This window comes from Mesorhizobium sp. M2A.F.Ca.ET.046.03.2.1, from assembly GCF_003952425.1.
In the GTDB taxonomy this organism is placed as follows: Bacteria; Pseudomonadota; Alphaproteobacteria; order Rhizobiales; family Rhizobiaceae; genus Mesorhizobium.
The window spans coordinates 3,286,337-3,312,563 of record NZ_CP034449.1 but is presented as its reverse complement, the minus strand read 5'-3'; the positions used below and the strand labels follow the sequence as shown (position 1 = coordinate 3,312,563).

Genomic DNA, 26,227 nt, shown 5'->3' with positions numbered 1-26,227 from the left:
GGTCACGCTCCCAATATGTCGTCGATGAAAGGCAGGTAGCCGGCTGTCAGGCCGGCATCAACAGGCACCACGGCGCCTGTTATGCCGGAAGCGCGCTCGGAGGCAAGGAAGGCGACAGCTTCGGCCACTTCCCGTGCATTGACGATGCGGCCCAGCGGATAGAGCCGCTTCAGCCGCCCGAGGATCTCCGGATCCTTGGCCAGGCGATGGTCCCAGGCGGCGGTGCGGATCGATCCCGGGCACACGACATTGGCGCGCAACCCGCTGCGGCCGAGCTCGACGGCGACCGATTTGGCATAGGCGTTGATGCCGGCCTTGGCCGCCGCATAGGCCGGATTGCCGAAATGCGCGATAGCGTTGACCGAAGAGATGAAGACGACGCTGCCCGAACCGCGCCCAGCCATCGCCTTGATCAGCGGATCGGCGAAACTCATCACGCCGGTCAAATTGAGGTCGAGCTCCTGCTCGATCTTGTCAGCCGTCAGCGCCGCCAGTGTCTCGGCGCGCGTCCAGCCGGCATTGTTGATTAGGATGTCGGGAACGCCGTCTTGGTCGAGCAGCGCCGGGATCGCGGCTTCGATCGACGCCCGGTCGAGCAAGTTGAAGACGTGGCGGGAAGCGATATGCGGGCTGACCAATGCCTCCGCCGACTGGTCGCAGCCGACGATGCGCGCGCCGCGTTCGGCCATGAGCTCGACGATCGCCGAGCCGAGGCCGCCGCCGGCTCCGGTGACGACGACGGTCTTGCCTTCGAACTCGGCTGTCGAACCCACGCTGCGCCCTCCTCCACCCCTCATTTTGAGCCAATAAGCTAAACAAGCAAATGTAATTAAGCAACATGATAATCCGCTTGCGCAGCGCCAAATCATGGATAATGTAGGAAAGTAACATAAATCCTGTGCTCACAAGAGGCAGGCGCCAACGTGCATCAATGGGAGAATTCAGATGAGCCTTGCAAAATGGACTGTCGGCCTGCTGGCCGGAATGAGCATGCTAGCCCTGGCAGCACCAGCCGATGCGGGCGAGGTGCGCGTCACCGTCGCCGAATACAGCGCCAAGACCGGCCCCTATTTCGAAGCGGTGAAGAAGGAATTCGAGGCGGCCAATCCCGGCATCACCATCAAGTATGAAGTGGTGCCGTGGGATGTGCTGCTGCAGAAGCTCACCACCGACATCACCGCCGGCACCAACGCGGATCTCTCGATCATCGGCACCCGCTGGCTGATCGACTTCGTCCAGCAGGATGTCGCCGAGCCGCTCGACAGCTACATCAAGCCCGAGTTCAAGGACCGCTTTATCGACACATTCCTGCAGCCCTCCATCATGAATGGCCACACCTATGGCCTGCCGATCGCAGCTTCCGCGCGCGCCATGTATTACAACAAGGAGCTGTTTGAGAAGGCCGGCATCGCCAAGCCGCCGGCGACCTGGACCGAGCTGCAGGAGGACGCGCGCAAGATCAAGGCGGTCGGCGCCTTCGGCTTCGGCTTGCAAGGCAAGGAGATCGAGACCGACGTCTATTACTACTATGCGATGTGGTCGCAGGGCACCGAGATTCTCAACAAGGACGGCACGTCCGGCCTGAGCACGCCCGGCGCGCTCGAAGCGGCCAAGCTCTACAAGTCGATGATCGACGAGGGCCTGACGGAACCGGGGGTCACCTCCAACAACCGCGAGGACGTGCAGAACCTGTTCAAACAGGGCAAGGTCGGCATGATGATCACCGCGCCCTTCCTGTCCAACCAGATCAAGGAAGAAGCGCCGAACCTGAAATACGGCGTCGCCGCCATCCCCGCCGGCCCGACCGGCGCGCGCGGCACCTACGGCGTCACCGATTCCATCATCATGTTCAAGAACTCCAAGAACAAGGACGAGGCCTGGAAGCTGCTCGACTTCCTGTTCACAAAGGAGCAGCGCGCCAAGTTCACGCAGGGCGAAGGCTTCCTGCCGGTGAACAAGGAAGAGGCCAAGATGGACTATTACGTCAACAACGCCGACCTCGCCGCCTTCACCGCACTCTTGCCCGACGCCCGCTTCGCCCCGGTCATCCCGGGCTGGGAAGAGATCGCCCAGATCACGTCCGACGCCATGCAGAAAATCTATCTCGGCGGCGACCCCGAGGCCGGCCTGAAGGATGCAGCGGCCAAGGCCAACGCCGTGCTCAAGAAATAAGGGCGTATCTCCCTGCGCCCGTGGCGCGCCCTACCCCCGCGGGGCGCGCCACATCTTTTGGATGGTGTTCGGCCGAATAGCCGGGCGGACAGGTAATCATTCCAGACAAAGGGACAAACCTTCGACCTCGGCGCTGCCCCTCATTGCCCTGCCGGGCATTTCTCCCCGTATAGTGACGGGGAGAAAGGGGCTGGCCGCAACGCTGGCGCTTTTCCTGCTACGTTGGTGATTGGCGAAATCGCCGGCGACAGCGTCCCTCTCCCCGTCACTATACGGGGAGAGGATGCCGGCAGGCAGGTGAGGGGCAGCGCTAACGCCGAGAAAAGTGTTCGAGACCGAGCCTGGGACAGGCGAGCATTGCACAGGCTGGCAAACCAGCACCACCAACAACGCAACGCAGTACAAGCCAGCCGATGCAAAATCGTTTCCTGCCCTATCTGCTGACGCTGCCCAGCCTGCTCTTGGCGGCGGTGGTGATCTTCTGGCCGGTCTGGGATCTGATCCAGATTTCGACGCACGACGTCAACCGCTTTGGCCAGCTTCGCGAATTCAGCGGCCTGGCCAATTTCTCGGCGCTTGCCGCCGACCCGGATTTCGTCGCGGCGCTCTGGCGCACTGGGCTGTGGACGGCGCTGGTCGTGGGCGGCGCGCTGCTTTTGTCGATCCCCGTGGCGATGATCCTCAACATGGATTTCTATGGCCGCGGCCTCGCCCGCGTCATCATCATGCTGCCCTGGGCGGTGTCGCTGACCATGACCGCGGTGGTCTGGCGCTGGGCGCTCAACGGCGAAAGCGGCATGCTGAATTCGGCGTTGATGAAGCTCGGCCTGATCAGCCAGAACATCCAGTGGCTGGCGAGCGCCGAGACCGCTTTCCCGATGCAGGTGCTGATCGGCATATTGGTGACCGTGCCCTTCACCACCACGATTTTCCTCGGCGGCCTGTCGTCGATCCCCGACGATCTCTATGAGGCGGCCGCGCTCGAGGGCGCGACACTGTTCCAGCAGTTCCGCGAGATCACCTTTCCGCTGCTCAAACCCTTCATCAACATCGCGATCGTGCTCAACACCATCTATGTCTTCAACTCCTTCCCGATCATTTGGGTGATGACGCAGGGCGGGCCGGCCAACTCGACCGACATATTGGTGACGCATCTCTATAAGCTCGCCTTCCGCATCGGCAAACTGGGCGAGGCCTCCGCCGTGTCGCTGGTGATGTTCGCGATCCTGCTCGTCTTCACCATGATCTATGTGCGGCTTGCCATGCGGGAGCAGCGCGCATGACGCCGAAGTTGAAACGCACCGTCATCGCCTGGCTGCTGCTGGCTCCGTTGATCGTGGTGACGATCTTCCCCTTCGCGGTGATGTTCCTCACCGCCGTCAAGCCGCGCACCGAGGTGCTGACGCCGACCTGGTGGCCGAGCGAGTTCCGCTGGTCGAATTTCGCGGACATGTGGGTGGCGACCGGCTTCGGCCAGGCGCTTCTGAATTCGCTTTATGTCTCGGCGCTGGCGACCCTCGGCGCGATCATGATCTCGGTCCCAGCCGCCTATGCCATGTCGCGCTTTCGTTTTGCCGGCTATGGGGCCTTCCGCCAGTTCCTTTTGATCTCGCAGATGATCTCGCCGATCGTGCTGGTGCTCGGCCTGTTCAGGCTGATGGCGGCCTGGGGCCTGGTCGAGTCGACCACCGCGCTCGGCTTCATCTACATGGCCTTCAACGTCGCCTTCACGGTGTGGATGCTGCAGAGCTATTTCGACACCATCCCGCGCGATCTCGAGGAGGCGGCCTGGATGGAAGGCGCCGGCCGCTGGCTGACGCTGCGCAAGGTCTTCCTGCCGCTCTGCCTGCCGGCGATCGCGGTGACGGCGATCTTCACCTTCATCAACGCCTGGAACGAGTTCGTGGTCGCGCTCACCATGCTCCGCAGCCAGGAAAGCTACACGCTGCCGATCCAGGTTTTCTCGCTCGTCGCCGGCCGCTATACGATCGAATGGCACCATGTCATGGCCGCCACGCTTTTGGCGACGCTGCCGGTGGCGATCCTTTTCATCTGGCTGCAGCGCTACCTCGTCCGGGGCCTTGCGCTCGGGGCCGTCAAATAGCAATCCCGGCAATTCCAGGAATACGCAGCGGTTTTCGTCCGGAATCGCAAAAACAAGAAGTCTAGGGAGCGTTCATGCGCATCTTCACCGCCTCGCTGGCGACGGAAACCAACACCTTCTCGCCGGTGCCGACCGACCGGGCCTCGTTCGAGATGGCCTTCTATGCCGGCCCGGGAAAACACCCAGAGACGCCGACGCTGTGCTCCTCGCCGATCGTGGCGCTGCGCAAGCGCGCCACGAAGGAAGATCTGACCGTCATCGAAGGCACGGCGACCTGGGCCGAGCCCGGCGGCCTGGTGCAGCGTCAGACCTATGAGGCGCTGCGTGACGAGATCCTCGACCAGCTCAAGGCCGCCCTACCGGTCGATGCGGTGATCCTTGGCCTGCATGGCGCCATGGTCGCGCAAGGCTATGACGATTGCGAAGGCGATCTGCTGGAACGCGTGCGCGCTATCGTGGGGCCGAAGGTGGTGATCGCTTCGGAGTTCGATCCGCACAGCCATTTGACGCCGAAACGCGTCGCGGCCTGCGATATCATGGCCTATTTCCTCGAATTCCCGCATACCGATTTCTATGAGCGCGGCGAGCATGTCGTCGAGCTCGGCCTTGCCGCGGCGCGCGGCGAGATCGAGCCGGTGATCTCGACCTTCGACTGCCGCATGATCCAGGTGCTGCCGACCAGCCGCGAGCCGATGCGCTCCTTCGTCGACAGGATCAAGGCGCTGCATGGCAAGGACGGCGTGCTGTCGGTCTCGGTCATCCACGGCTTCATGGCCGCCGACGTGCCGGAGATGGGCACGCGCATCCTGGTCGTCACCGACAACGACAAGGCAAAGGGCGATGCTTTGGCGGAAAGCCTCGGGCGCGAGCTCTATGCGCTGCGCGAAAAAACCGCGATGACGATGCTCTCCGCCTCGGCGGGCATCGAACAGGCGCTTGCCGTGCGCGCGACGCACCAGGACAAGCCAGTCGTGATCGCAGATATCTGGGACAATCCCGGCGGCGGCGTGCCGGGCGACGGCACCATCGTGTTGCGCGAGCTGCTCAAGCGCGGCCTGAACAAGGTCGGTGTGGCGACGATCTGGGACCCGATCGCCGTGACCTTCTGCCATGCCGCCGGCGAGGGCGCGGTCATCGATCTGCGCTTCGGCGGCAAGGCCGGGCCGCAGGCCGGCGAGCCGATCGACGCGCGCGTCACGGTGCTGAAGACGACCAACGAAGGCTGGCAAAGCTTCGGTCCGAGCCGGGTGACGTTGGGGCCGTCGGCTGTGGTGCGCATCGAAGGCACGGAAGTCGACGTCATCTTGAACACCAACCGCACCCAGACCTTCGAGCCGGATGTCTTCTCCAATATCGGCATCGATCCGATGGACAAGGACATCCTGCTGATCAAATCGACCAACCATTTCTACGCCGGCTTCGCGCCGATCGCCGCCGAGATCATCTATGTCGCGGCGCCGAGTTCCTATCCGAGCAATCCGGCAAAGACGGATTATCGGAAGCTGAACCGGGCTATATGGCCGAGGGTTGCGGATCCGTGGAAACAGCCAATCTCCCCCCTCGTGGGGGAGATGCCCGGCAGGGCAGAGGGGGGCGCGAAGGATCGCGACCTCGCTTAGCTTGGGTAACAATAGCCAAGCGGGATGTCGGCGGGACTGTGATGAACTGAGACGTCGGCGGGACAGCGCCCCCCTCTGGCCTGCCGGCCATCTCCCCGACAAGGGGGGAGATTAGCCAGTCACACCAGCCCCCGCTTCACCATCATCGCCTCGGGCGACGGCATCTTTCCCCGGAACGCCGTGTAAAGCTCCTCAGGATCCTTCGACCCACCCGCGGCGTAGATGTTCTTCCGCAGCCGCTCGGCCAATTCCGGATTGAAGGCATCGCCCGTTTCCTCGAAAGCCGAGAAGGCGTCCGCGTCGAGCACTTCCGACCACATGTAGGAATAATAGCCGGCTGAATATCCGTCGCCGGCGAAGACATGGCCGAAATGCGGGGTGCGGTGGCGCATGGCGATCGTGTCGGGCATATGCAGTTTTTCCAGCGTCTCGGCCTCGAACCGAAGCGGCTCGGCCGGCGCCTCAGGCCTTGCATGATAGGCCATGTCGATCAGCGCCGAGGCGGTGAACTCGACCGTGGCGAAACCGGCGCCGAAGGTGCGGGTCGCAAGCATCTTGTCGAGCAGCGCCTTCGGCATCGGCTTGCCGGTCTTGACGTGCAGCGCGTGCTTTTCCAGCACCGCGGGCACCGTCAGCCAATGCTCGTAAAGCTGCGAGGGCAGTTCGACGAAATCGCGGCTGACCGAAGTGCCCGAGACCGACGGCCAGGTGACGTCGGTCAGCATGCCGTGCAGCGCATGGCCGAACTCGTGGAACAGCGTCTTCGCCTCATCGACCGACAGAAGCGCCGCTTCGCCGGCCGGCGGCTTGGCGAAGTTCATGATGTTGTAGATCACCGGCTTGGAACCATGACCGAGCTTGTAGCCGGATTTCAGCGCGCTCATCCAGGCGCCGGAACGTTTTGACGGACGGGCGAAATAATCGGCCAGGAACAGGCCGCGCTCGCTGCCGTCGGCATTCTTCACCACGAAGACTCGTGCATCGGGATGCCAGGCGGCGATGCCCTTCTTCTCCTCGAAAGTGATGCCGAACAGTTTCGTGGCGACATCGAAGCAAGCCTTGATGACGCGCTCGAGCTGCAAATACGGCTTCAGCTCCGCCTCGTCGAAGGCGAATTTCTCGGCACGCAGCTTCTCCTGGTAGAAGCGCCAGTCCCAGGCCGCGAACTTCTCGTTGCTGCCGGCTTCTGTCGCCAGCCGCTCCAGCTCCTTCTGGTCGGCGGCGGCTTTTTCCAGCGCCTTCTCCCACACCGGATCGAGCAGCTCGTGCACCGCCTTCGGGGTCTTCGCCATCGTATCGTCGAGCTTCAGCGCCGCGAAGGAATCGTAACCAAGCAGCTTCGCCTTCTCGGCGCGCAGCTTCAGCATGTCACGCACGACATCGGTGTTGTCGGAGGCGCCGCCATTCTGGCCGCGCATGATGAAAGCCTTGAACGCGATCTCGCGCAGGTCGCGGCGCTCGGAGAAGGTCGAGAACGGCTCGTAGATCGAGCGCGACAGCGTCACCGCATAGCGGCCCTTCTGGCCGCGCATCTCGGCCGCCTCGGCCATGGCGCTCTTCAAGAAATCCGGCAGGCCGGCAAGATCGGCCTCGTCGAGGAACAGCGCCCAGTCGCGTTCGTCGGCGAGCACGTTCTGGCCGAACTTGGTCCCGAGCGACGAGAGCTCTTCATTGATGGCCGCAAGCCGCTTCTTGCCCTCCGCATCCAGCTTGGCGCCCGACCGGACAAATCCCTTCCAGGTCTTCTCCAGCACCCGCAGCGTCTCGGCATCGAGCTTCAGGCTGTCGCGCCGCTGGTAGAGATCGTCGATGCGGGCAAACAGCTTCTCGTTCATCGAGATCGCGGAGAAATGCCGCGACATCTTTGGCGAAACCTCGCGTTCCATCGCCTGGATCGTGTCGTTGGTGTGGGCGCCGGCGCGGCACCAGAAGATCGACGAGACATGGTCGAGCGGCTCGCCGGCGAGCTCGAGCGCGGCAAGCGTGTTCTCGATGGTCGGCGTCTCTCTGTTGCCGGCGATGGCGTCGATCTCGGCCTGGTGCGCCGCCAGCGCCGCGTCGAAGACAGGGCCAAAATCATTGTCGCCGATGCGCGAGAAATCGGGCAGGCCGAGCGGACCCTGCCAAAGGGTCAGCGGATGGGCGGCGAGATCGACGGCTTTTGAAGATGACATGAGCGATTCCGGTGGACTGATTTGGAGGCGGGCTGCCTCGGATGTAGGGCGATGCCGCGCGCCGCGCAACACGGACCTCGCCTCAATAGCCGCTGCAGTCCTGCGCCACCGCTGTCTGCGTGCTGGCGACGATGCGCCCGCGGGCGACGGTGAAGGTCTCGCGCATGAGCGTATCGTTGTTGGGAAAATCGTAACAGGCGAGCACCGTGGTCTCACCATTCTCGCTCTTTTCGATGCGATGGCGGATCGCCGCGCCCGCGACCGCGCCCTGCCATTCGTCGATCGAGGCGATGAAATCCTCTTTGGTCTGGACGACGCCGATGTCGTCGAGCTTCATGCGCACGTCGTCGGCAAGCAGGTCGGACAATTCGGTACGGTCGGCGACCAGCAGCGCCGAATACCAGCGATCGATGATGGCGCCGTCATCCGCGCTGGCGCGGACGAGCGAGGACATGAGCAGCGTCGCCGCCAGAACGATCCTCCAGCTGATCCGGTGCATCACGCCTCCGTTAAAGCTCCGGCCGCTCGAAATCGCCGGTTTCCTTGTTCATCACCCACAGCTCCCCGGTCGAGATGTCGAACCATGCGCCGTAGAGCGAGAGCTTGCCCTTGCCTTCGAGGATCGAGACGCAGGGAAAGGTCCTGAGATTGGCGATGGAGTAGCGGACCGAAATACGCTCCAGCGCGGTCTGGCGCTCCGTCGTTGTCATCATCGTGCTGGAGGCCACGGTCTCGGCGGCTGGCGCGATCAGGCTCATCCATTTGCCGATGAAATCGCCGGGCGACAGCGGCGCGGAGTTGGTGTCGAGCGCGGCGCGGATGCCGCCGCAGCGGCCGTGGCCCATCACCACGATGTTCTTCACCTTCAGGCTCTGCACGGCGAATTCGAGCGCGGCCGAGGTCGAGTGATACTCGCCGTCCGGCTCGTAGGGCGGCACCAGATTGGCGACATTGCGCAACACGAAGAGCTCGCCGGGACCGGCATCGAAGATCGCTTCCGGCGCCGAGCGCGAATCGCAGCAGGCGACGATCATCGTCTCGGGCGCCTGACCGTCGCGCGCCAGCGAGCGATAGCGGTCGCTTTCGGTTGGGTAGCGGCCACTCATGAAGTTGCGATAGCCGGCGAGGAGGTGCTCGGGGAGGTGAGGCATGGGCGGCTAGAGCCTTTCCGGGGGTTGGAGGCGGCAGCTCGTTGCGATCGAAAAAGCCTCTAGCGGCAAATGCAGGTCGTGGGCAATGCCGAATTGCGGATGGCGGCGTCGCAATCGCATGCCGCCAAAAGCTGCGCGGTCGATTTTGCCTCAAGCCCAGATGGCGACGGGTATGCCGAAACGGTCGGCCAGAGGTGGGTCGGGGGAAGGCCGCGCCGCGCCGCTGGCGATACGCCCGGCGATCAGCATCATCGCCGCCGCGTCGAGGAAGTCGTCGCTCGCAGCACCCCGCGGCGGCGCCTGATCGAGGAAACGCTTCTCATAGCCATGCCGGCAAAGCAGCGCCTTGCGCTCCTCCATGCCGGCCGGGTTGACCGCGCCCTTTGTCTTCTTCGGCAGCGCCATCGCCGTGCCGCCATTCAGTCGGCAGAACGCCACTTCCGGATGCGATTCGAAGACACGGCCGCGCAGTTCGGGCCGCGCGATCAACAGCTGATCGATCTCGCGGATCTTGGCAAAGATGCCGAAAGCCTGGATGGAAACGCCGCGTGGCGGGTCGGAAGTCCCCATGGCCACCGCGCTCGCCCGCCGATGCGCCGCATACCAGGCTTCGATCGTGGTGAAGTCGCTGGTGTCGGCATAGAGCGCCGCGCGCGAGGGGATGGCGAACACGCTCGATTGCCGCGCGCCGATCAGCGGCCGCACCAGCGCCTCCGGCCCGCGGCCGCCCTTGCTTGAAAATCCGGCAGGCCGATCGGCATGTCGACGGCGATCAATGCATCGGGCAGCGCATCGAGCAGCACCTGGAGGCTCGGGAAGACCGAGACGGACGGCGCGGCGTCCGCTTCGCGGTGGACGGCTATCCAGCCGGCCTTGCAGCCGTCGACGCCGGCCAGCGCGTGGCCGACCAGTTTCACGCCCGCTTGTCCCGCCCGGGATGCAGCAGATGGCGCAGCTGCACCATGGCCATTGGATGCGACAGGCTCTGGGCGTCGGTTTCGAGCTGCAGCTCGTCGCCGCCGCGCTTCGCGGTGCGCGCGAGAATCTCGTAAACGGCCGCCGTGGTCGATTGCAGCGCCTTGACCGGCGCCTGGCCGGAGAGAATCCGCGCCAGATAGACCGCGGCCGTCAGGTCGCCTAGCCCGTTCGGCGGCCTCTCGATCACACGGTGCTCCGCAAGCAGCGCCTGGCTGCCGTCGAGCAGGAAATTGCCGATGCCGCCCGCCATCATCGCCGGCGCCGAGGTCACCAGCATTGTGGACGGACCGGCATGAAGCGCGGCCGCCGTCACCGCCTTGATGTCGGGCAGCGGCGCGCCGGCCATCCATTCCAGCTCATAGCGGTTCGGCGTCGCGATGTCCGCGATCGGCATCAATTTGTCGCGCATGGCGGCGGCCGTCGATTCCGGCACGTAGAGCCCGCCGGAATCGCCCATCACCGGATCGCAGACGTAAAGCGCGTTCGGGGTCTTTTCCTTGACGGCGGCGACGAGCGAGGCAACGGCTTCCGCCTGGCCCGCTTCGCCGAGATAGCCCGAAAGCACGGCCCGCACCTCGCCCAGCCAGGGCGCCCGCTCGAGATCGGCCATCAGCGCCTTGAACTGGTCGAGCGGCGGCACGATGCGCGTGGCTCGGCTGTGCCCCGGATGCCAGGGCAGGATGACGGTCGGCACTGCCCAGACCGGGAAACCCAGCGTCTCCAGCGCGAACACCGCGGCGCGATTGCCGACCGAGCCCCGGGCGACATGGCTGGAGATGACGATGACCGCGCGCGGCGCGTCGGTTTTTTCTGCATTCATGAGGCTTGATTCCTAACCGCCACGCGTGGCGGCATACACCAGCCAGGCCAATAGCCCAATGGCAATGACGAAGCCGAGCGTTCGGCCAATGCGGGTTCCCCAATATTCGATGGGATCGGCGCGGTCCGTGTCGGCGGCGGTGACGCGGTCGCGCGCATCCTTCGCCGCGCGGGTGATGAACGACGCGCCGCCTGGGGACGTTTCCTGTTGCACGCGTTCGAGGATGCGGCGCGATTCGGCCTCGTCGTCCCGGCGCTCTGCCATGGCAATTGTCCTTTCCGGCCCGCAGCTTAACTTGTTCGCGCCGCCATTCACAGTGGCTCACGGCTGAACCGGGACCGGCGTCATGCGCCGGACATTTTCTTGCGCGTGGATTGTGGTAATGCTTCGCATGCAACTTCTGTCGAGGGACCATTCATGATTACCGAGCGCCTCTCACCACCTTCCGTCTTCCGCAATCTGCCCGCCTTCCTGGTGATGGCTTTCGTGCTGCCGCTGCTTACCGGCTGCGGCTACAACACCATTCCGACCGCGGAAGAGAACGCCAGGGCGGCCTGGAGCGAGGTGCTCAATCAGTATCAGCGCCGTTCCGATCTGATCCCGAACCTTGTCGAGACGGTGAAGGGCTATGCCTCGCACGAGAAGGACACGCTCGACGCGGTCGTTCAGGCGCGCGCCAAGGCGACGCAGATCACCGTGACCCCGGAGACGCTGAAGGACCCGGACGCGCTGAAGAAGTTCCAGGATGCCCAGGCCGGACTGACCAGCGCGCTGTCGCGTCTGATCGCGGTCTCGGAAGCCTATCCCGACCTCAAGGCCAACCAGAATTTCCTCGCGCTGCAGGCGCAGCTCGAAGGCACCGAGAACCGCATCGCGGTTGCGCGGCGCGACTACATCCAGGCGGTGAGGGACTACAATCTGACGCTGAAGACCTTCCCGTCCGTGCTGTGGGCGACCTTCTGGTTCCGCGGCAACGAGCCCTTCGCCAACTTCACCGTCGACGAGGACAAGATGCAGGTGCCGAAGGTCGATTTCGGCACCAGCACCACCAAGCAGGGTGGGTGAGAGCGACTTAGCTTATCGAGCCAGCCTTGAGTTCCGTCACCCCCCTCTCTGTCCTGCCGGACATCTCCCCCTCAAGGGGGGAGATTGGCAGTTTCGACAACCTCGCCCTCTCTTCGACGCCGAAGATTGGCGAAGGCCGGCGTGACGTCCAATCTCCCCCCTTGAGGGGGTGAGGAGTGGTCCGCGTAGCGGACGGAAAGCCAATTGCTTGGCTTTCCGAACGACGAACGCCCGGAGCGACAGCGAAGGGCCGGCGCCGGCAGGACAGAGAGGGGGGCGACAGAGCGCCTACCTCTCATTGCTTGGCCTCCTTGCCAGCATCTTCTGCCTCTTCCTCCTCCCCCTCGCCGCGCTCGCTGCCGACCTCCCCGCGCTGACCGGCCGCGTCGTCGACAATGCCGGCATCATCGATGCCGGCACCCGCGCGGCGCTGACCCAGAAGCTTGCCGACTTCGAGACCAAGGGCTCCGACCAAATCGTCGTCGCCACCATCCCCAGCCTCGGCGGCGAGGAGATCGAGCCTTACGCCAACCGGCTGTTCCGCTTTTGGAAGCTCGGCCAGGCCAAGGAAAACAACGGTGTGCTGCTCCTGGTGGCGCCGAACGACCGCAGGATGCGCATCGAGGTCGGCTATGGGCTCGAAGGCACGCTGACCGACCTGCACACCAAGCTGATCATCGAGAACGACATGGTGCCGGCCTTCCGCGCCGGTGACTTCTCCGGCGGCATCACCAAGGCCGTCGACGACATGATCATGGTGCTGGAGGGCAATCCCGAAGAACTGGAGGCGCGCGGCAAGCGCAACGAGCAGGCGCCGTTCAATTCCGACGACCTGTTCTTCGCCATTTTCATCACCATCTGGGCGCTGATCTTCTTCGGCGGCATAGCAATGACGGTGTTGCCGCCGATCTTCGGCCAGAAGATCGGGCCGGGCCGCTACCGCTGGCTCGGCATGACTTTCGATCAGAACCGGCGTTCTTCCTCGGGCGGCTGGTCGTCTGGGGGCGGCGGCTGGTCGTCAGGCGGCGGTGGCTGGTCCTCGGGCGGCGGCGGATTTTCCGGCGGCGGCGGTTCGTCCGGCGGCGGCGGCTCTTCGGGAAGCTGGTGAGGCACCATGGCAACGCGACCGATCAGCGCCGAGGACCATGACCGCATCGCCGAGGCGATCCGCACGGCCGAATTGAAGACCGACGGCGAGATCTACTGTGTCGTCGCTCGCGCCAGCGAGGGCTACTTCTTTCCGGCCGCTTTCACAACGACGATCGGCCTGTTCATCGCCAGCCTCGCCGTCGCCTACGGGCTGGAGGGCTTGTGGCTGACCATCCGGCTGCCGCATTTCGTGCTGGCGCAACTGCTGGCGTTCGCCTCGGCGCTTGCCTTGCTCTGGCTCCTGCCCGCCTTGCGCATTCATTTCGTACCGCGAAGGCTGCGCTATCAGGCCGCGCACGCCAACGCGATGAAGCAGTTCCTGGCGCGCAACGTCCACCGTACGAGCGCGCGCACCGGCGTGCTCATCTTCGTCTCCATCGCCGAGCGATATGCCGAGGTCGTTGCCGATTCCGGCATCGACGCCAAGGTCGGCCAGCATGTCTGGGACGGCGTTGTGCGCGACCTGACCAAACATGCCGGCGACAACCGGCTGGCCGACGGCTTCGTCAAAGCTGTCGCCACGGTTGGCGCCGTGCTCGCCGAGCATTTCCCGGTCACCGAAGGCGACGCCAACGAGCTCGACGATCATCTCGTCGAGATCTGACCAGAGCATGATGCCGAAAAGCGTGAAGCGGTTTTCGGATGACATCATGCTCTATCTCTTGGATCTAGAGACGGATTCAGATTTCAGGTCGAACAGACCCGAAATCATCCGGCTCTAGGCCTCGTCGGCGGATGCACCTTCCGCCTGTGCGAAAGCGTCGAGGCGTGTTGGCGGACTCTTTGCAATCGCCCGATGCGGGTTTATGGTTAACCAATCATGAACACGCTGACCATCGACATCCGGAAGGCAGAGCCGCGCGACGCGAGCGCCATCGCCGAGGTGCACCAGCAGGCTTGGCGCGGCGCCTATTCCGGCATCATCCCGCACCGCACGCTGACCTCGATGATCAACCGCCGCGGCGTCGACTGGTGGGCCAACGCGATTCGCCGCGCCGCCACCGTGCTGGTTGTCGAGATCGGCGGGACCGTCGCCGGCTATGCGACGATCGGCAAGAACCGCGCCCGCGAGCTCAGGCAGCAGGGCGAGATCTACGAGCTCTATCTGCGGCCCGAATATCAGGGCATCGGGCTGGGCAGCCGCCTGTTCAAGGCAGCCAAGGCCAGGCTTGCCGACCACGGCCTGCGCGGCCTTGTGGTGTGGGCGCTGGAAGACAATCACAACGCCCTGGCCTTCTATGCCGGCAATGGCGGCCGCGATATCGCCGAAGGCGTCGAGGTCTTCGAGCAGAAGGCGCTGAAGAAGGTCGCTTTCGTCTGGAACGACTAGCATCGGCTAGGTTACAGCCCATCACAAACTGTGCGCTTTCATTAGCATTCAGCACCAATCGCCGCATTGCACCATGACGCGTCCCCCGCTATCGGTCTTTTCAATCGAAAGAGGGATTTAGCCATGCGTATCGAAGCCGTGCCGATCGGGAAGAACCCGCCCGACGACATCAACGTCATCATCGAGGTGCCGATCGGCGGCGAGCCGATCAAATACGAGATGGACAAGGAGGCCGGCACCTTGTTCGTCGACCGCTTCCTGCACACCTCCATGCGCTATCCCGGCAATTACGGCTTTGTGCCGCACACACTGTCGGGCGACGGCGACCCGATCGATGTTCTGGTCTGCAACACCCGCGCGCTGGTGCCGGGCTGCGTCATCAATGTGCGGCCGATCGGTGTGCTGATCATGGAAGACAATGCCGGCCAGGACGAGAAGGTGATCGCCGTCCCCTCGCCCAAGCTGACGCTGCGCTACGAGAACGTCACCGAATACACGCATCTGCCGGAAATCACGCGACAGCAGGTGCAGCACTTCTTCGAGCACTACAAGGATCTCGAGCCCGGCAAATGGGTCAAGATCGAGGGCTGGCACGATTCCAAATACGCCAAGAAGATGATCGTCGACGCGATCGCGCGGGCAAAGGCAGCGAAATAGCGCGAACCGCTTGCCTCATCGGGAGATGGCCGGCGGAAGCTGTTACCGCACGGCCTTCTCGCCGCCGGCCGCGGTGATCACCCCGACGATGATCAGCCCGGTCAGCACCAGCCGCACGCCGGCGCTGACGCCGAATGTGTTGAGCATGGTGAGCAGCAGCACCAGGAACAGGCCGGCGCCCCAGACGCCCGGCACGTTCGCCTTGCCGCCGGCGACCGAGGTGCCGCCGATGACGACGACCGCGATCGAGGCGAGCAGGTATTCGTTGCCGATATCGACATTGGCGCCGCGGAAGTAACCGGCGAGCAGCGCCCCGTCGATGCCGCCCAGCGCCCCGCACAGCGTGTAGGTGAGGAAGCGGATGCGGCCGACATGGACGCCGGCCAACCAGGCGGCGCGGATGTTCTGGCCGATCGCCAGCACCGAGCGGCCGTAGATCATGCGCTGCAGCGCAAGTGCGGCGCCGATCGTGAACAGCACAGTCAGCATCGCCAGCACGGGTATGCCCAGCACCTGCCAATTTGTGAAGTCGGCGAAGCCCGGCGGCGGCTTGATCTGCAGGCCGCGGCCGTAGCTGATGTCGACCGACTGGATGATGAAGCTCGCTGACAGCGTCGCGATGATCGGCGGGATGCGCAGCGCCCAGATCAAGAGATAGTTGATGACACCGATCGCCGCCCCGCAGGCAAGTGCGGCAAGCAGCCCGACGACGATCATCGAATCGCTGCCGCCCATCACCTTCATGGCGACCGCGCTGGCCAGGCCGATATTGGCCGGCAGCGACAGGTCGACATTGCCGGGTCCCAGCGTGATGACGAACATCTGGCCGACGCCGACGATGACGGTGAACACGGCGAGCGACAGCGCCGCCGTGACCATGCCGCCGGCGCCATAGCCGCCGGTGAAGGCGACGGTCGCCAGCCAGACGACGAGCGCGCCGGCGAAGGACCAGATCCAGGGTTTTTCAAGCAGCATCCGCACCGAGGTCATCGCTACCGCTCCCTGCGGCTGATCAGCACGCGCGCCGCCAGCACGATGATCAGGATCGCGCCATTGGCGGCGACCTGCCAGTCGGGCGGGATGTGCATGAAGGTCAAAAGCGGCGAGGCCGCGAGCGCCAGCGTCAAAGCGCCGAGCACCGCCCCGATCGGCGACACGCGGCCGCCCACGAACTCGCCGCCGCCGAGGATGACGCCGGCGATCGAGAGCAGCGTGTAGCCATTGCCGATATTGGCGTCGGCCGACGTAGTGATGCCGATCAGCGCCATGCCCGACAGAACGCCGAACACGCCGGTCAGCGCGAACAGCACGATCTTTGTCTTGAGCAGCGACCAGCCGGCGCGCCTCAGCGCCGCGGCATTGCCGCCGGAGCCGCGCAGGATGACACCATAGGAGGTGCGCATCAGGCCGAAATGCACGACTGCGGCGATGATCAGCGCGGCGAGGATCGGGAACGGGATATAAGGTGGCTTGAAGGACATGATCGAAAGCAGCCAGTCCGGCGCCTTGCCGCCGGGCTTGGGCAGGACGAGGATGGCAAGCCCCTGCCAGACGAAGCTCATGCCGAGCGTCACCACGATCGACGGCAGATTGCGCAGGTAAATGAGCGCGCCGAGCAAGGCATAAACGCCGATCGAGCCGAGCAGCACGACAATGCCGATGAGCGGCGCGTCCCGCAGCCAGGTCGCGGTGACGCAGCCGACGAAACCGACGAATGTGCCAATCGAGAGATCCAGCTCGTTGCCGGCAATGACGAACATCTGCGCGATCGTCGCCAGCGCGATCGGGATCGCCAGATTAAGCATCAGGTTGAAGCCGAAATAGCTGATGGCGCGCGGGTTGAGCCAGGCGATCGCCATCAGCACCAGCGCCAGCGACAAGGCCGGCAAAAGGCCGCGCAGCAGGCGCGCCCTGGCGGCGCTGCCGCGTGGCGAGGATCTTGGGGTCGTGCCGGGAGCGATCGCGGTCATGTCAGGCCGCATCGCCGAACGAGGACTGGATGATCTTCTCCTCCGTCAGCTCGTCGCGGCCGAGATTGGCGACGATGCGACCGTTCTTGAAGACATAGACATGGTCGCAATTGTCGAGCTCTTCGGTCTCGGTCGTGTACCAGAGGAAGGTGCGGCCCTTGGCGGCTTCCTCGCGCACGAGGTCGTAGACTTCCAGCTTGGTGCCGATATCGACGCCGCGCATCGGGTCGTCCATCAGCACGATCTCGGCGTCGGAGCCGAGCGCGCGGGCAAACAGCGCCTTCTGCTGGTTGCCGCCCGACAGCGAATAGATGTTGTTGTTCATGTCCGGCGTGCGGATGCCGATCTTCTTCTTCCAGAATTCGGCGAGCTCCGCCTCGCGCTGCGGCGAGATCAGCAGGCCGTTGCGCAGCTTGGCCAGCGAGCGGATGCCGATATTCTGCGCGATCGACCATTGCGAAAAGATGCCGTCCGATTGGCGGTCGCCCGCGACCAGCGCCACGGGCGCCGTCACCTCGATGCCAGTCCTGGCGCGGGCGGCCGCCGAGAAGATCGCCAGCAAAAGGTCGGTCTGGCCATGGCCGGCAAGCCCGGCGAGGCCGATGATCTCGCCGGCCCGGGCGACAAGCTCCTTGCCGTCCTGCTGCCTCGCCGGGCGCGCCCGCACCTTGAGCGCGCCAGGCTCGGTCTTGCGGACCTCGGCGGCGGCCTTCTGATGCCCTTCGGCGCCACCCATGGCGGCGACGAGCTTGTCGCGGTCGAAGGCATCGGCGGCATCGGCCGCGACCACCTTGCCGTCGCGCATCACCACGATGCGGTCGGCGTTCTGCAGCACCTCGCCCAGCACATGCGAGATCAGGATGCAGCTGCCGCCCTGCTCGACGAAGCGGCGAACGAAGGAAAGCAACTGGCCTGCGGTGTGCGCGTCGAGCGACGAGGTCGGTTCGTCGAGGATGACCAGATGCAGCGGCTCGCGGGTCAGCGTGAAGGCGCGCGCCACCTCGACCATCTGCCGCCTTCCGATCGAGAGGTCGCCGGCAATGTCGTCCGCCGAAATGCCATGATCCGGGAAAATCTCGTCGAGCTTGGCGCGGATGAGATCGGCCGCCCTGCGCCGCCAGCCGAAACCGGCGAGCGAGGGATGATTGATACGCGTGTTCTCGGCGATGCTGAGGTTGGGGCAGAGCGACAGTTCCTGGAACACGCAGCGGATGCCGAGTTCCAGCGCGCGCGCCACGGAATAGCTGGCCTCTTCGTCGCCGCGCACCGCGATCTGTCCGCCATCCGGCCGCAGCGTGCCGGCCACCATATGCATGAGCGTCGACTTGCCGGCGCCGTTATGCCCGACCAGCCCGACGCATTCGCCGGCGCCGACATGGAAGTCGACGCCGTTAAGAGCCCGAACGGCGCCGAAATGCTTTTCGGCGCCGTTCAGCCTGACAATGTCGGTGTTTGCCTTGAGCATGCTCAACGATACCCGGCTGGCGATGCGGACGGCAATGCACCCACCGCTGTTACTTGATGTTGGCCTTGATCGCCGCGATAGCCTCTTCCTGCGTGTATTCGTGCGTGGCGACGCCGCCTTCCTTGATCTTCGGCAGCGCGGCCTCGAAATCATCCTGGGTGAAAGCGAGATAGGGCACCAGGAGGTCGTGCGGAATGTCCTTGCGTCCGTCGAGCACCTGCTGCGCCACCCAGAAGGCCAGCGTCGACACGCCGGGCGCGATCGAGGCCGACCAGGTCTTGTAGCCGTCCTTCTCCTTCTGCTCCTTCCACCACTTTAGCTCGTCCTGGCGGTTGCCCATGATGATGGTCGGGCGCGGCTTGTTGGCGGCTGCGAAGGCTTGCGCCGCGCCATAGCCGTCGCCACCCTGGTCGACGATGCCGACGACGTCGGGGAGCGAAGGCAGGATGGTCGCCACCGCTTTCTGCGCCGTCGTCTGGTCCCAGTCGCCGGTCACGGAGCCGACGATCTTGAACTCGGGATGAGCGGCTACGCCCTCGAGGATGCCTGCATGGATGGCGTCGTCGATCGAGGTGCCGGCCAGACCGCGGATTTCCAGCAGATTGCCGCCCTTGGGCTGGAACTTGGCCATCTGCTCGACTTCCTGCTTGCCCATGTCCTTGAAGTCGACGACGACCCGATAGGCGCAAGGCTCGGTCACGATGCCGTCAAAGGAGACGACGACGATGTTGGCATCGCAGGCCTGCTTGATGGCGCCGTTCAGCGCGTCGGGCGAGGCAGCGTTGATGACGATGGCGTCATAGCCCTGCAGGATCAGGTTCTGCACCTGCGCCGCCTGGGTCGGCACCTCCTTGTCGGCGGTGGTGAAGACATCCGCCGCGGCGACGAACTTGTCCTCGACCGCCTTCTTGGTGACGATGCCGTAGCTGTCGAGCATCGCCTGGCGCCACGAATTGCCGGCGTAATTGTTGGAAAAGGCGATCTTCTTGCCGCTGGTGTCGGCAAGCGCGGTGCCCGAGGCGAGCATCGCCGCGAACGCACTCAATACGAGCAGTTTCTTCATGTCGGTTCCTCCCGAGGTTGCTGATCTTGACGAATGGCCGTGACGTGTAGCGCCTGTTTTTTATCTATTGTCAGACAAATTTCGAGGAACTGCAAGCTGTCAACGGCAAAGCTTGATGGGCAACCGATCAACTTGCGGTGCGACGATTGAAAAGCCTCCCGCTGATGGTCTAGGAACGCGGCAGAAGAGAGGTTTGGATGGCAGTAACGCCGACCGTTGCCAAAGGCGCGCCCGGGATTCCGGCGCGCTGGACATCAAGCGCCAAGAGCGGCGTCGGCACCGCCCTTTCGGCAAGGAGCCCGCTCTGGTTCACCACCAGTCACGGCATCCTGAATGAGATTTACTATCCGCGCCTCGAAAGCGCCTGCACGCGCGACCTGGGGCTGATCGTCACCGGTCCGGACGGCTATTTTTCCGAAGAGAAGCGCGATGCGGCCCATGCCGTCGAACCGTTCGAGGACGGGGTGCCTGGCTACCGACTGACCAACACCGCATCCGACGGCGCGTACAAAATCGAGAAGCGAATCGTTACGGATTCGAAACGACCTGTCCTGCTCCAGGAAACAAGTTTGACCGCGATCAAGGGCCAGGCCGCCGACTATCGCGTCTACGCGCTGCTCGCGCCGCATCTCGTCAATGCCGGCATGGGCAACACCGCCTGGATCGGCGAGCATAAGGGGGAGCGTCTTCTGTTCGCCACCGGTCGCGGCGTCTCGCTGGCGCTTGCTTCATCCTTGCCCTGGGGCGCCTGCTCGGCCGGCTATGTCGGCTTTTCCGACGGCTGGCGGCAACTGCACGACAGCTGCGCGCTCGATCCTTCCTGTCATACGGCGGAAGACGGCAATGTCGCGCTCACCGGCGAGATCGGCTTTTCGGCCGGCAAGACGGTTGCGCTGCTGGCGCTCGGCTTCGGCGCTTCGCCGGAGGAAGCCGCCGACCTTGCGCTTGCGAGCCTGAAACAGGGTTTCGAGCCGGCCGCGGAAACCTATGTCGACAATTGGCGGACATTCCAGGCAAGGTTGGAAAAACTCGACCGTGACGGCGCCTCCGGTTTGAACACCTATCGCGCCAGCACGGCGGTGCTGGCGACACATCTGTCGATCGCCAGGCCCGGCGCCGCCGTCGCCAGCCTGTCGATCCCCTGGGGCTTTAACAAGGGCGACGACGACCTCGGCGGCTACCACCTCATCTGGCCGCGCGACCTGGTCGAGACGGCGGGCGGCTTCCTTGCCGCCAGCGACGGCAGGCAGGCGCTGCAGATCCTCGCCTATCTGCGCTCGATCCAGCAACCGGACGGCCACTGGCCGCAGAATGTCTGGTCCGACGGCACCGCCTATTGGCCGGGCATCCAGATGGACGAATGCGCCTTTCCGCTGCTGCTCGCCGACGCTCTGCGCCGCGCCGGCCATCTGCCGAAGCCGAAACTCGCCGACTTCCTGGCCATGATCGAGAATGCGGCCGCCTATGTCGTGCGCAACGGCCCGGTCACCGGCGAGGACCGCTGGGAGGAGGATGCCGGCTACAGCCCGTTCACCCTGGCTGTCGAGATAGCGGGGCTGCTCGCCGCCGCCGACATGCTCGATGCCTGCGGAAAAAATGAGCCGGCAAACTATCTGCGCCAGACCGCCGATTGCTGGAACGACCAGATCGAGCGCTGGACCTATGTGACCGGCACGGAGGCGGGCGCCAAAGCGGGTGTCGAAGGCTACTATGTCCGCATCGCCCCGCCCGACGATGGCGGCGCCGCCTCGCCGAAGGACGGCTTCGTGCCGATCAAGAACCGGCCGCCGGCCGATACCGACGAGCCGGCGGAAGCCATCATCAGCCCGGACGCTTTGGCGCTGGTGCGTTTCGGCCTCAGAGCCGCGGACGACCCGCGCATCCTGAACACCGTCAAGGCGATCGACGCCGAGCTGCGCTGCGACCTGCCGCAAGGGCCGCTCTGGTACCGCTATAGCGGCGACGGCTATGGCGAGCATGAGGACGGCGCGCCCTTCGACGGCACCGGCCAGGGACGGCCATGGCCGTTGCTTGCCGGCGAGCGCGCCCATTACGAGCTGGCCGCCGGCCGCAAGGACAAGGCGGCGCAGTTGCTGGAGAGTTTCGAACGCTCGGCGGGCGTGGGCGGCCTTCTGCCCGAACAGGTCTGGGATCGCCCCGACATGCCTGACCGCGAGCTGTGGCTGGGCAAGCCGTCCGGTAGCGCCATGCCGCTGGTCTGGGCGCATGCCGAGCACATCAAGCTATTGCGCTCGCTGCGCGACGGCGCCGTCTTCGACCTGCCGCCGCAGGGCGTCGAACGCTACATCAAGGGCAAGACGGTCTCGCCGCTGCGGACATGGCGCTTCAACAACAAGATCCGCTCCATCCCCGCCGGCAAGCTGTTGCGCGTCGAATTGTCGGCGCCTGGCGTCGTCCATTGGAGCAGCGACAAATGGCTGACGGTGCAGGACAGCAGGACGGTCGAAAATGCGTTCGGCATCCATCTGGTGGATTTGCCCGTTAACCGCCTGCAACCGGGAACCACCATCGTCTTCACTTTTTTCTGGCCGGAAGCGATGCGTTGGGAGAATGTCGACTTCACCGTCGCGATCGACCAACCAAACGGCCAGTGAATTCTTCTTTCCTCAAGCAATCGGGATGAAACCATGCAGATCGGAATGATGGGGCTGGGCAGGATGGGCGCCAATATGGTGCGGCGTCTGATGCGCGACGGCCATGAATGCGTCGTCTACGATATCAATTCGGCAAGCGTCGCCGGCATGGTCAAGGACGGCGCCGTGGGCGCCGCCTCGCTGGAAGAGTTCGTCGGCAAGCTCGCCAAGCCGCGCTGCGCCTGGCTGATGCTTCCGGCCGCGATCACCGGCAGGATCGTCGACCAGGTGGCGGCGCTGATGGAGCCGGGCGACATCATCATCGATGGCGGCAATTCCTACTACCACGATGCCGTCGACCTAGCGGCAAAGCTGGCGGTGAAGGGCATCAACTTCGTCGATGTCGGCACCAGCGGCGGCGTCTGGGGCCTTGAACGCGGCTACTGCCTGATGATCGGCGGCCCGGACGACGCGGTGAAGCATCTCGATTCGGTCTTCGCCACGCTGGCGCCGGGCGCCGACGCGGGCGCCAATCCTTCGAAGGCCGATGGAACGGCGGCTTTCGGCTATCTGCATTGCGGCCCCAGCGGCGCCGGCCACTTCGTCAAGATGGTGCATAACGGCATCGAATATGGCGTCATGGCCGCCTATGCCGAGGGCATGAACATCCTGAAATCGGCCAATGCCGGCAAAAGGCAGCGCACCGCCGATGCAGAGACGAGCCCGCTCGAAAACCCGCAGTACTACCAGTTCGATATCGACCTGCCCCAGGTCGCCGAAGTCTGGCGGCATGGCAGCGTCATCGGTTCCTGGCTGCTCGATCTCACCGCCGGCGCGCTGAAGAGCGATCCGGCGCTCGCCCAGTTCGGCGGTCGCGTCTCCGACTCCGGCGAGGGACGCTGGACGCTGAAGGCGGCGATCGACACCGGCGTCCCGGCCCCGGTTCTGTCCTCGGCGCTGTTCGACCGCTTCTCCTCGCAAGGCGAATCGCAATTCGCCGACAAGCTCCTGTCCGCCATGCGCTATGCCTTCGGCGGCCATGTCGAAAAGCCCAAGACCGGCGCGTGAGGGGAGAGACGGCATGAGCCAGGAGAGGTCCGACACGCTGGTGCTTTTCGGAGCGACCGGCGACCTTGCGCACAAGAAAATATTCCCGGCGCTCTACCAGATGGTCGCCAAGGGAACGTTGGCCGAGCCGGTGATCGGCGTTGCCTTCGACCCTTGGGAGCTGCCCAAGCTGGTCGACCGCGCCCGCGACGGCATCGTCACCGCGCTGGGCGGCATCGACGACATGGTCTTTGCCAAGCTCGCCTCGCAGCTGCGCTATGTCAGCGGCGACTACCGCGACGGCGCCACCTTCGAGAAGCTGAGGACGGCGCTGGGTCCGGCGCAACACCCGCTGCACTATATGGCCGTGCCGCCGACGATGTTCGAGACCGTCGTGCAGGGGTTGGAGCAGTCCGGCACCGCGCGCGGCGCGCGGCTGATGATCGAAAAACCCTTCGGCCACGATCTGCAGTCGGCGCGCTGGCTGAACCGGGTGCTGCATCTGGTGTTCGACGAGCAGTCGATCTTCCGCATCGACCACTATCTTGGCAAGGAGGCGATCCAGAACCTGCTCTATTTCCGCTTCGCCAACTCCTTCCTCGAGCCGATCTGGAACCGCAACTTCGTCGAGAGCGTGCAGATCACCATGGCCGAGGATTTCGGCATCGAGGGCCGCGGCAAATTCTATGACGATGTCGGCTGCATCCGCGACGTGATCGAGAACCATTTGCTCAACATCCTGCTTCTGCTCGCCATGGAGCCGCCGGTCGGCCGCTCGGCCGACGACCTGATCGACGAGAAGGTGCAGGTGCTGCGCGCGATCCGCACGCTGACCAGGGACGACGTCGTGCGCGGCCAGTTCGACGGCTATCTGGCCGAGCCGGGCGTCAGGCCCAACTCGCCGGTCGAGACCTTCGCCGCGGTGCGCTTCTTCGTCGACACCTGGCGCTGGCGCGACGTGCCCTTCTTCATCCGCGCCGGCAAGAACATGCCGGTGCACGCCACCGAGGTGATCGTGCGGCTGAAGCGGCCGCCGCTCGACGTCTTCGATCCGATCAAGCCGGACGACGCCAATTACGTGCGCTTCCGCATCGACCCGCAGGTGGCGATCTCGATCGGCGCGCAGCGCAAGAGGGCCGGCGACGACATGATCGGCGAGCAGGTGGAGCTCACCGCGCTCGACGACTCCAAGGGCGACATGCCGCCTTACGAAAGGCTGATCGGCGACGCCATGAACGGCAATGGCCAGCTGTTCACGCGCCAGGACGCCGCCGAGCTTGCCTGGCGCATCGTCGGCCCGGTGCTCGGCGACACAACGCCGCCGGCGATCTATGCGCCCAAGACCTGGGGGCCGGCCGATGCCATGAAAGGTTTCGGCCCGCCCGATGGCTGGATCAATCCGACCAGATAATTTCCGGGGAGGAGGGAGATGGCGAAGGCAGCAAAGACCGCCGCGAAGGGCAGCGATCCGATCGTGCTCAGCATCGATGTCGGCGGCTCGCATGTGAAGATCCTCACCAGCGCCGGCGGCGAGATGCGCCGCTTTCCGTCCGGCCCGAGCCTGACCCCCGACCAGGTCGTCGCTTCGGTCGGGAAACTGGCGGAGGGCCTGACCTACGACTTGATCTCGATGGGCTTTCCCGGCCCTGTAAGGGACAACAAGCCCTCGCTCGATCCCTTCAATCTCGGCAAGGGCTGGGACGGCTATGATTTCACCGCCTCCTTCGGCAAGCCGGTGAAACTCGTCAACGACGCCTTGATGCAGGCGATCGGCAGCTATGACGGAGGCCGCATGCTGTTCCTCGGCCTCGGCACGGGCCTGGGCGCCGCCATGATCATCAGGAATGTCGGCCAGCCGATGGAGCTTGCCCATCTGCCTTACAAGAAGGGCGCGACTTTCGAGGATTATGTCGGCGAGCGCGGCCTGGTGAAGCACGGGAAGAAGAAGTGGCGCAAATACGTTTTCGACGTCGTGGGCAGGCTTCGGGCCGCCTTGCAGCCGGACTATGTCGTGATCGGCGGCGGCAATGTCGACAAGCTCGATGAATTGCCTGAAAAATCCCGGCGCGGCGACAACACTCGCGCTTTCGAGGGTGGATTTCGTCTATGGTGCGACAAGGCGCTGATCGTCTGATATAGTTACATTTCAGTATAATTGTTCAAAACAGCGTGTATTGATGCGACAAACGTTGCGTCGCGCAGATTTGCCGACTAGGAATTCGCCGGCCTGCGGCCCCTGCGGCTTTCGAATTCGCCAACAACGCTGGCAGCGCTTTGAGATTACACACCGCGAAAGCCGGATCGGTTTCGCGGCCTTGCGGTAGGAAATGGAGGGACTACGTGGACGAAGACACCAGCACAGCCAAGGAAGTCGATCTGCTCGAGCTCACCGCTCACATCGTTTCGGCCTATGTCGCGAAAAACCGCCTGCCCGCTTCGGACCTGGGCGGTCTGATCGCCAGCGTCGCCTCGTCGATCGGCGGGATCAGCCAGCCGGAACCCGCGGCGCCCCCGCCGACCCCCGCCGTCAATCCCAGGCGCTCGGTGACGCCTGACTACATCATCTGCCTCGAGGACGGGAAGAAGTTCAAATCGCTGAAGCGCCATATCGGCGTGCATTTCGGCCTGACGCCCGAAGCCTACCGCGCCAAATGGGGCTTGCCGGTCGACTATCCGATGGTCGCTCCCAACTACGCGGCTTCGCGCTCGCAGCTGGCCAAATCGATCGGACTCGGCCGCAAGGCGGAACCGGAACCGGCAAAGCCCGCCAGGGGCAGGAAGGCCAAGGCGAGCGCTTGAAATAGCGCGCCTGCACCAATGATTTGAGGAAGCCTGCCGAGGAATCGACCTTGGCAGGCTTCGCGCTTTT

General features: G+C 64.4%; 24 protein-coding genes and 1 pseudogene. 14 read left to right on the top strand and 11 right to left on the bottom strand.

Going from position 1 to position 26,227, the window contains the following annotated elements:
* Positions 1-2: 2 nt before the first annotated feature.
* Positions 3-773, bottom strand: coding sequence for an SDR family oxidoreductase (locus EJ072_RS15960; RefSeq protein ID WP_189343314.1), 771 nt, complete (start codon positions 771-773; stop codon positions 3-5).
* A 172-nt stretch (positions 774-945) separates the two neighbouring features.
* Here EJ072_RS15960 and EJ072_RS15955 point away from each other — a divergent pair, with 172 nt between their 5' ends.
* From EJ072_RS15955 to EJ072_RS15935, 4 genes are all read left to right on the top strand, one after another.
* Positions 946-2,172: a sugar ABC transporter substrate-binding protein gene (locus tag EJ072_RS15955; RefSeq protein WP_126080524.1), complete on the top strand. Its 1,227-nt coding sequence runs from the start codon at positions 946-948 to the stop codon at positions 2,170-2,172.
* A gap of 413 nt (positions 2,173-2,585) precedes the next feature.
* The gene (locus tag EJ072_RS15945; protein WP_126080523.1) at positions 2,586-3,455 is read left to right on the top strand and encodes a sugar ABC transporter permease; all 870 of its coding nucleotides are present in this window, start codon (positions 2,586-2,588) and stop codon (positions 3,453-3,455) included.
* Positions 3,452-4,276: a carbohydrate ABC transporter permease gene (locus EJ072_RS15940; RefSeq protein WP_126080522.1), complete on the top strand. Its 825-nt coding sequence runs from the start codon at positions 3,452-3,454 to the stop codon at positions 4,274-4,276. Before EJ072_RS15945 ends, EJ072_RS15940 begins: the two co-directional genes overlap by 4 nt.
* Positions 4,277-4,350: 74 nt before the next feature.
* Positions 4,351-5,895, top strand: coding sequence for a M81 family metallopeptidase (locus tag EJ072_RS15935; RefSeq protein WP_126080521.1), 1,545 nt, complete (start codon positions 4,351-4,353; stop codon positions 5,893-5,895).
* Positions 5,896-6,014: 119 nt separating this feature from the next.
* On the opposite strand, the gene EJ072_RS15930 is transcribed toward EJ072_RS15935, so the two are convergent.
* From EJ072_RS15930 to EJ072_RS15905, 6 genes and pseudogenes are all read right to left on the bottom strand, one after another.
* The gene (locus EJ072_RS15930; protein ID WP_126080520.1) at positions 6,015-8,069 is read right to left on the bottom strand and encodes a M3 family metallopeptidase; all 2,055 of its coding nucleotides are present in this window, start codon (positions 8,067-8,069) and stop codon (positions 6,015-6,017) included.
* 82 nt (positions 8,070-8,151) lie between these two features.
* Positions 8,152-8,568, bottom strand: coding sequence for a nuclear transport factor 2 family protein (locus EJ072_RS15925; RefSeq protein WP_126080519.1), 417 nt, complete (start codon positions 8,566-8,568; stop codon positions 8,152-8,154).
* Positions 8,569-8,578: 10 nt separating this feature from the next.
* A complete protein-coding gene (locus EJ072_RS15920) occupies positions 8,579-9,220 on the bottom strand; it encodes a carbonic anhydrase (protein WP_040991526.1) in 642 nt (213 codons plus the stop codon).
* 150 nt (positions 9,221-9,370) lie between these two features.
* A pseudogene (locus EJ072_RS15915) lies at positions 9,371-10,137 on the bottom strand (DUF429 domain-containing protein).
* A complete protein-coding gene (gene pdxY, locus EJ072_RS15910; protein WP_042645579.1) occupies positions 10,134-11,018 on the bottom strand; it encodes a pyridoxal kinase PdxY in 885 nt (294 codons plus the stop codon). The pseudogene EJ072_RS15915 and the gene pdxY overlap by 4 nt, the downstream one beginning before the upstream one ends.
* Before the next feature lie 12 nt (positions 11,019-11,030).
* Positions 11,031-11,282: a hypothetical protein gene (locus EJ072_RS15905; protein WP_126080518.1), complete on the bottom strand. Its 252-nt coding sequence runs from the start codon at positions 11,280-11,282 to the stop codon at positions 11,031-11,033.
* A 153-nt stretch (positions 11,283-11,435) separates the two neighbouring features.
* Here EJ072_RS15905 and EJ072_RS15900 point away from each other — a divergent pair, with 153 nt between their 5' ends.
* From EJ072_RS15900 to ppa, 5 genes are all read left to right on the top strand, one after another.
* Positions 11,436-12,083 carry a LemA family protein gene (locus EJ072_RS15900; protein ID WP_126080517.1) on the top strand — a complete coding sequence of 216 codons (648 nt, stop codon included), beginning with the start codon at positions 11,436-11,438 and terminating at the stop codon, positions 12,081-12,083.
* 298 nt (positions 12,084-12,381) lie between these two features.
* Positions 12,382-13,191 (top strand): YgcG family protein, encoded by an 810-nt coding sequence (locus tag EJ072_RS15895; protein WP_189343313.1) that lies wholly within the window; start codon positions 12,382-12,384, stop codon positions 13,189-13,191.
* A 6-nt stretch (positions 13,192-13,197) separates the two neighbouring features.
* Positions 13,198-13,836 (top strand): TPM domain-containing protein, encoded by a 639-nt coding sequence (locus EJ072_RS15890; RefSeq protein WP_126080515.1) that lies wholly within the window; start codon positions 13,198-13,200, stop codon positions 13,834-13,836.
* Positions 13,837-14,052: 216 nt separating this feature from the next.
* On the top strand, positions 14,053-14,562 hold the full coding sequence (locus tag EJ072_RS15885; protein ID WP_040991512.1) for a GNAT family N-acetyltransferase: 510 nt from the start codon (positions 14,053-14,055) through the stop codon (positions 14,560-14,562).
* A gap of 123 nt (positions 14,563-14,685) precedes the next feature.
* Positions 14,686-15,219, top strand: a complete 534-nt coding sequence (gene ppa / locus EJ072_RS15880; RefSeq protein WP_126063718.1) for an inorganic diphosphatase — start codon at positions 14,686-14,688, stop codon at positions 15,217-15,219.
* A gap of 42 nt (positions 15,220-15,261) precedes the next feature.
* Here ppa and EJ072_RS15875 read toward each other — a convergent pair whose 3' ends face one another.
* From EJ072_RS15875 to EJ072_RS15860, 4 genes are read right to left on the bottom strand one after another with little or no spacing between them, the layout of a single operon-like run.
* The gene (locus EJ072_RS15875; RefSeq protein WP_126080514.1) at positions 15,262-16,209 is read right to left on the bottom strand and encodes an ABC transporter permease; all 948 of its coding nucleotides are present in this window, start codon (positions 16,207-16,209) and stop codon (positions 15,262-15,264) included.
* A 2-nt stretch (positions 16,210-16,211) separates the two neighbouring features.
* Positions 16,212-17,189, bottom strand: coding sequence for an ABC transporter permease (locus tag EJ072_RS15870; RefSeq protein WP_189343312.1), 978 nt, complete (start codon positions 17,187-17,189; stop codon positions 16,212-16,214).
* A gap of 1 nt (position 17,190) precedes the next feature.
* Positions 17,191-18,654 carry a sugar ABC transporter ATP-binding protein gene (locus EJ072_RS15865; RefSeq protein WP_126080512.1) on the bottom strand — a complete coding sequence of 488 codons (1,464 nt, stop codon included), beginning with the start codon at positions 18,652-18,654 and terminating at the stop codon, positions 17,191-17,193.
* Between the two features lie 49 nt (positions 18,655-18,703).
* On the bottom strand, positions 18,704-19,717 hold the full coding sequence (locus EJ072_RS15860; protein WP_126080511.1) for an ABC transporter substrate-binding protein: 1,014 nt from the start codon (positions 19,715-19,717) through the stop codon (positions 18,704-18,706).
* A 197-nt stretch (positions 19,718-19,914) separates the two neighbouring features.
* On the opposite strand from EJ072_RS15860, the gene EJ072_RS15855 reads away from it, so the two are divergent.
* The 5 genes from EJ072_RS15855 to EJ072_RS15835 all read left to right on the top strand — a co-directional run bounded on the left by EJ072_RS15855 (position 19,915) and on the right by EJ072_RS15835 (position 26,157).
* Positions 19,915-22,332, top strand: coding sequence for a glucan 1,4-alpha-glucosidase (locus EJ072_RS15855; RefSeq protein WP_126080510.1), 2,418 nt, complete (start codon positions 19,915-19,917; stop codon positions 22,330-22,332).
* A gap of 33 nt (positions 22,333-22,365) precedes the next feature.
* Complete coding sequence (gene gnd, locus EJ072_RS15850) at positions 22,366-23,379, top strand: phosphogluconate dehydrogenase (NAD(+)-dependent, decarboxylating) (protein ID WP_126080509.1); 1,014 nt, start codon at positions 22,366-22,368, stop codon at positions 23,377-23,379.
* A 13-nt stretch (positions 23,380-23,392) separates the two neighbouring features.
* Positions 23,393-24,769, top strand: coding sequence for a glucose-6-phosphate dehydrogenase (gene zwf, locus EJ072_RS15845; protein ID WP_126080508.1), 1,377 nt, complete (start codon positions 23,393-23,395; stop codon positions 24,767-24,769).
* 18 nt (positions 24,770-24,787) lie between these two features.
* The gene (locus EJ072_RS15840) at positions 24,788-25,492 is read left to right on the top strand and encodes an ROK family protein (protein ID WP_126080507.1); all 705 of its coding nucleotides are present in this window, start codon (positions 24,788-24,790) and stop codon (positions 25,490-25,492) included.
* Between the two features lie 206 nt (positions 25,493-25,698).
* Positions 25,699-26,157: a MucR family transcriptional regulator gene (locus EJ072_RS15835; RefSeq protein WP_126080506.1), complete on the top strand. Its 459-nt coding sequence runs from the start codon at positions 25,699-25,701 to the stop codon at positions 26,155-26,157.
* Positions 26,158-26,227: the final 70 nt, after the last annotated feature.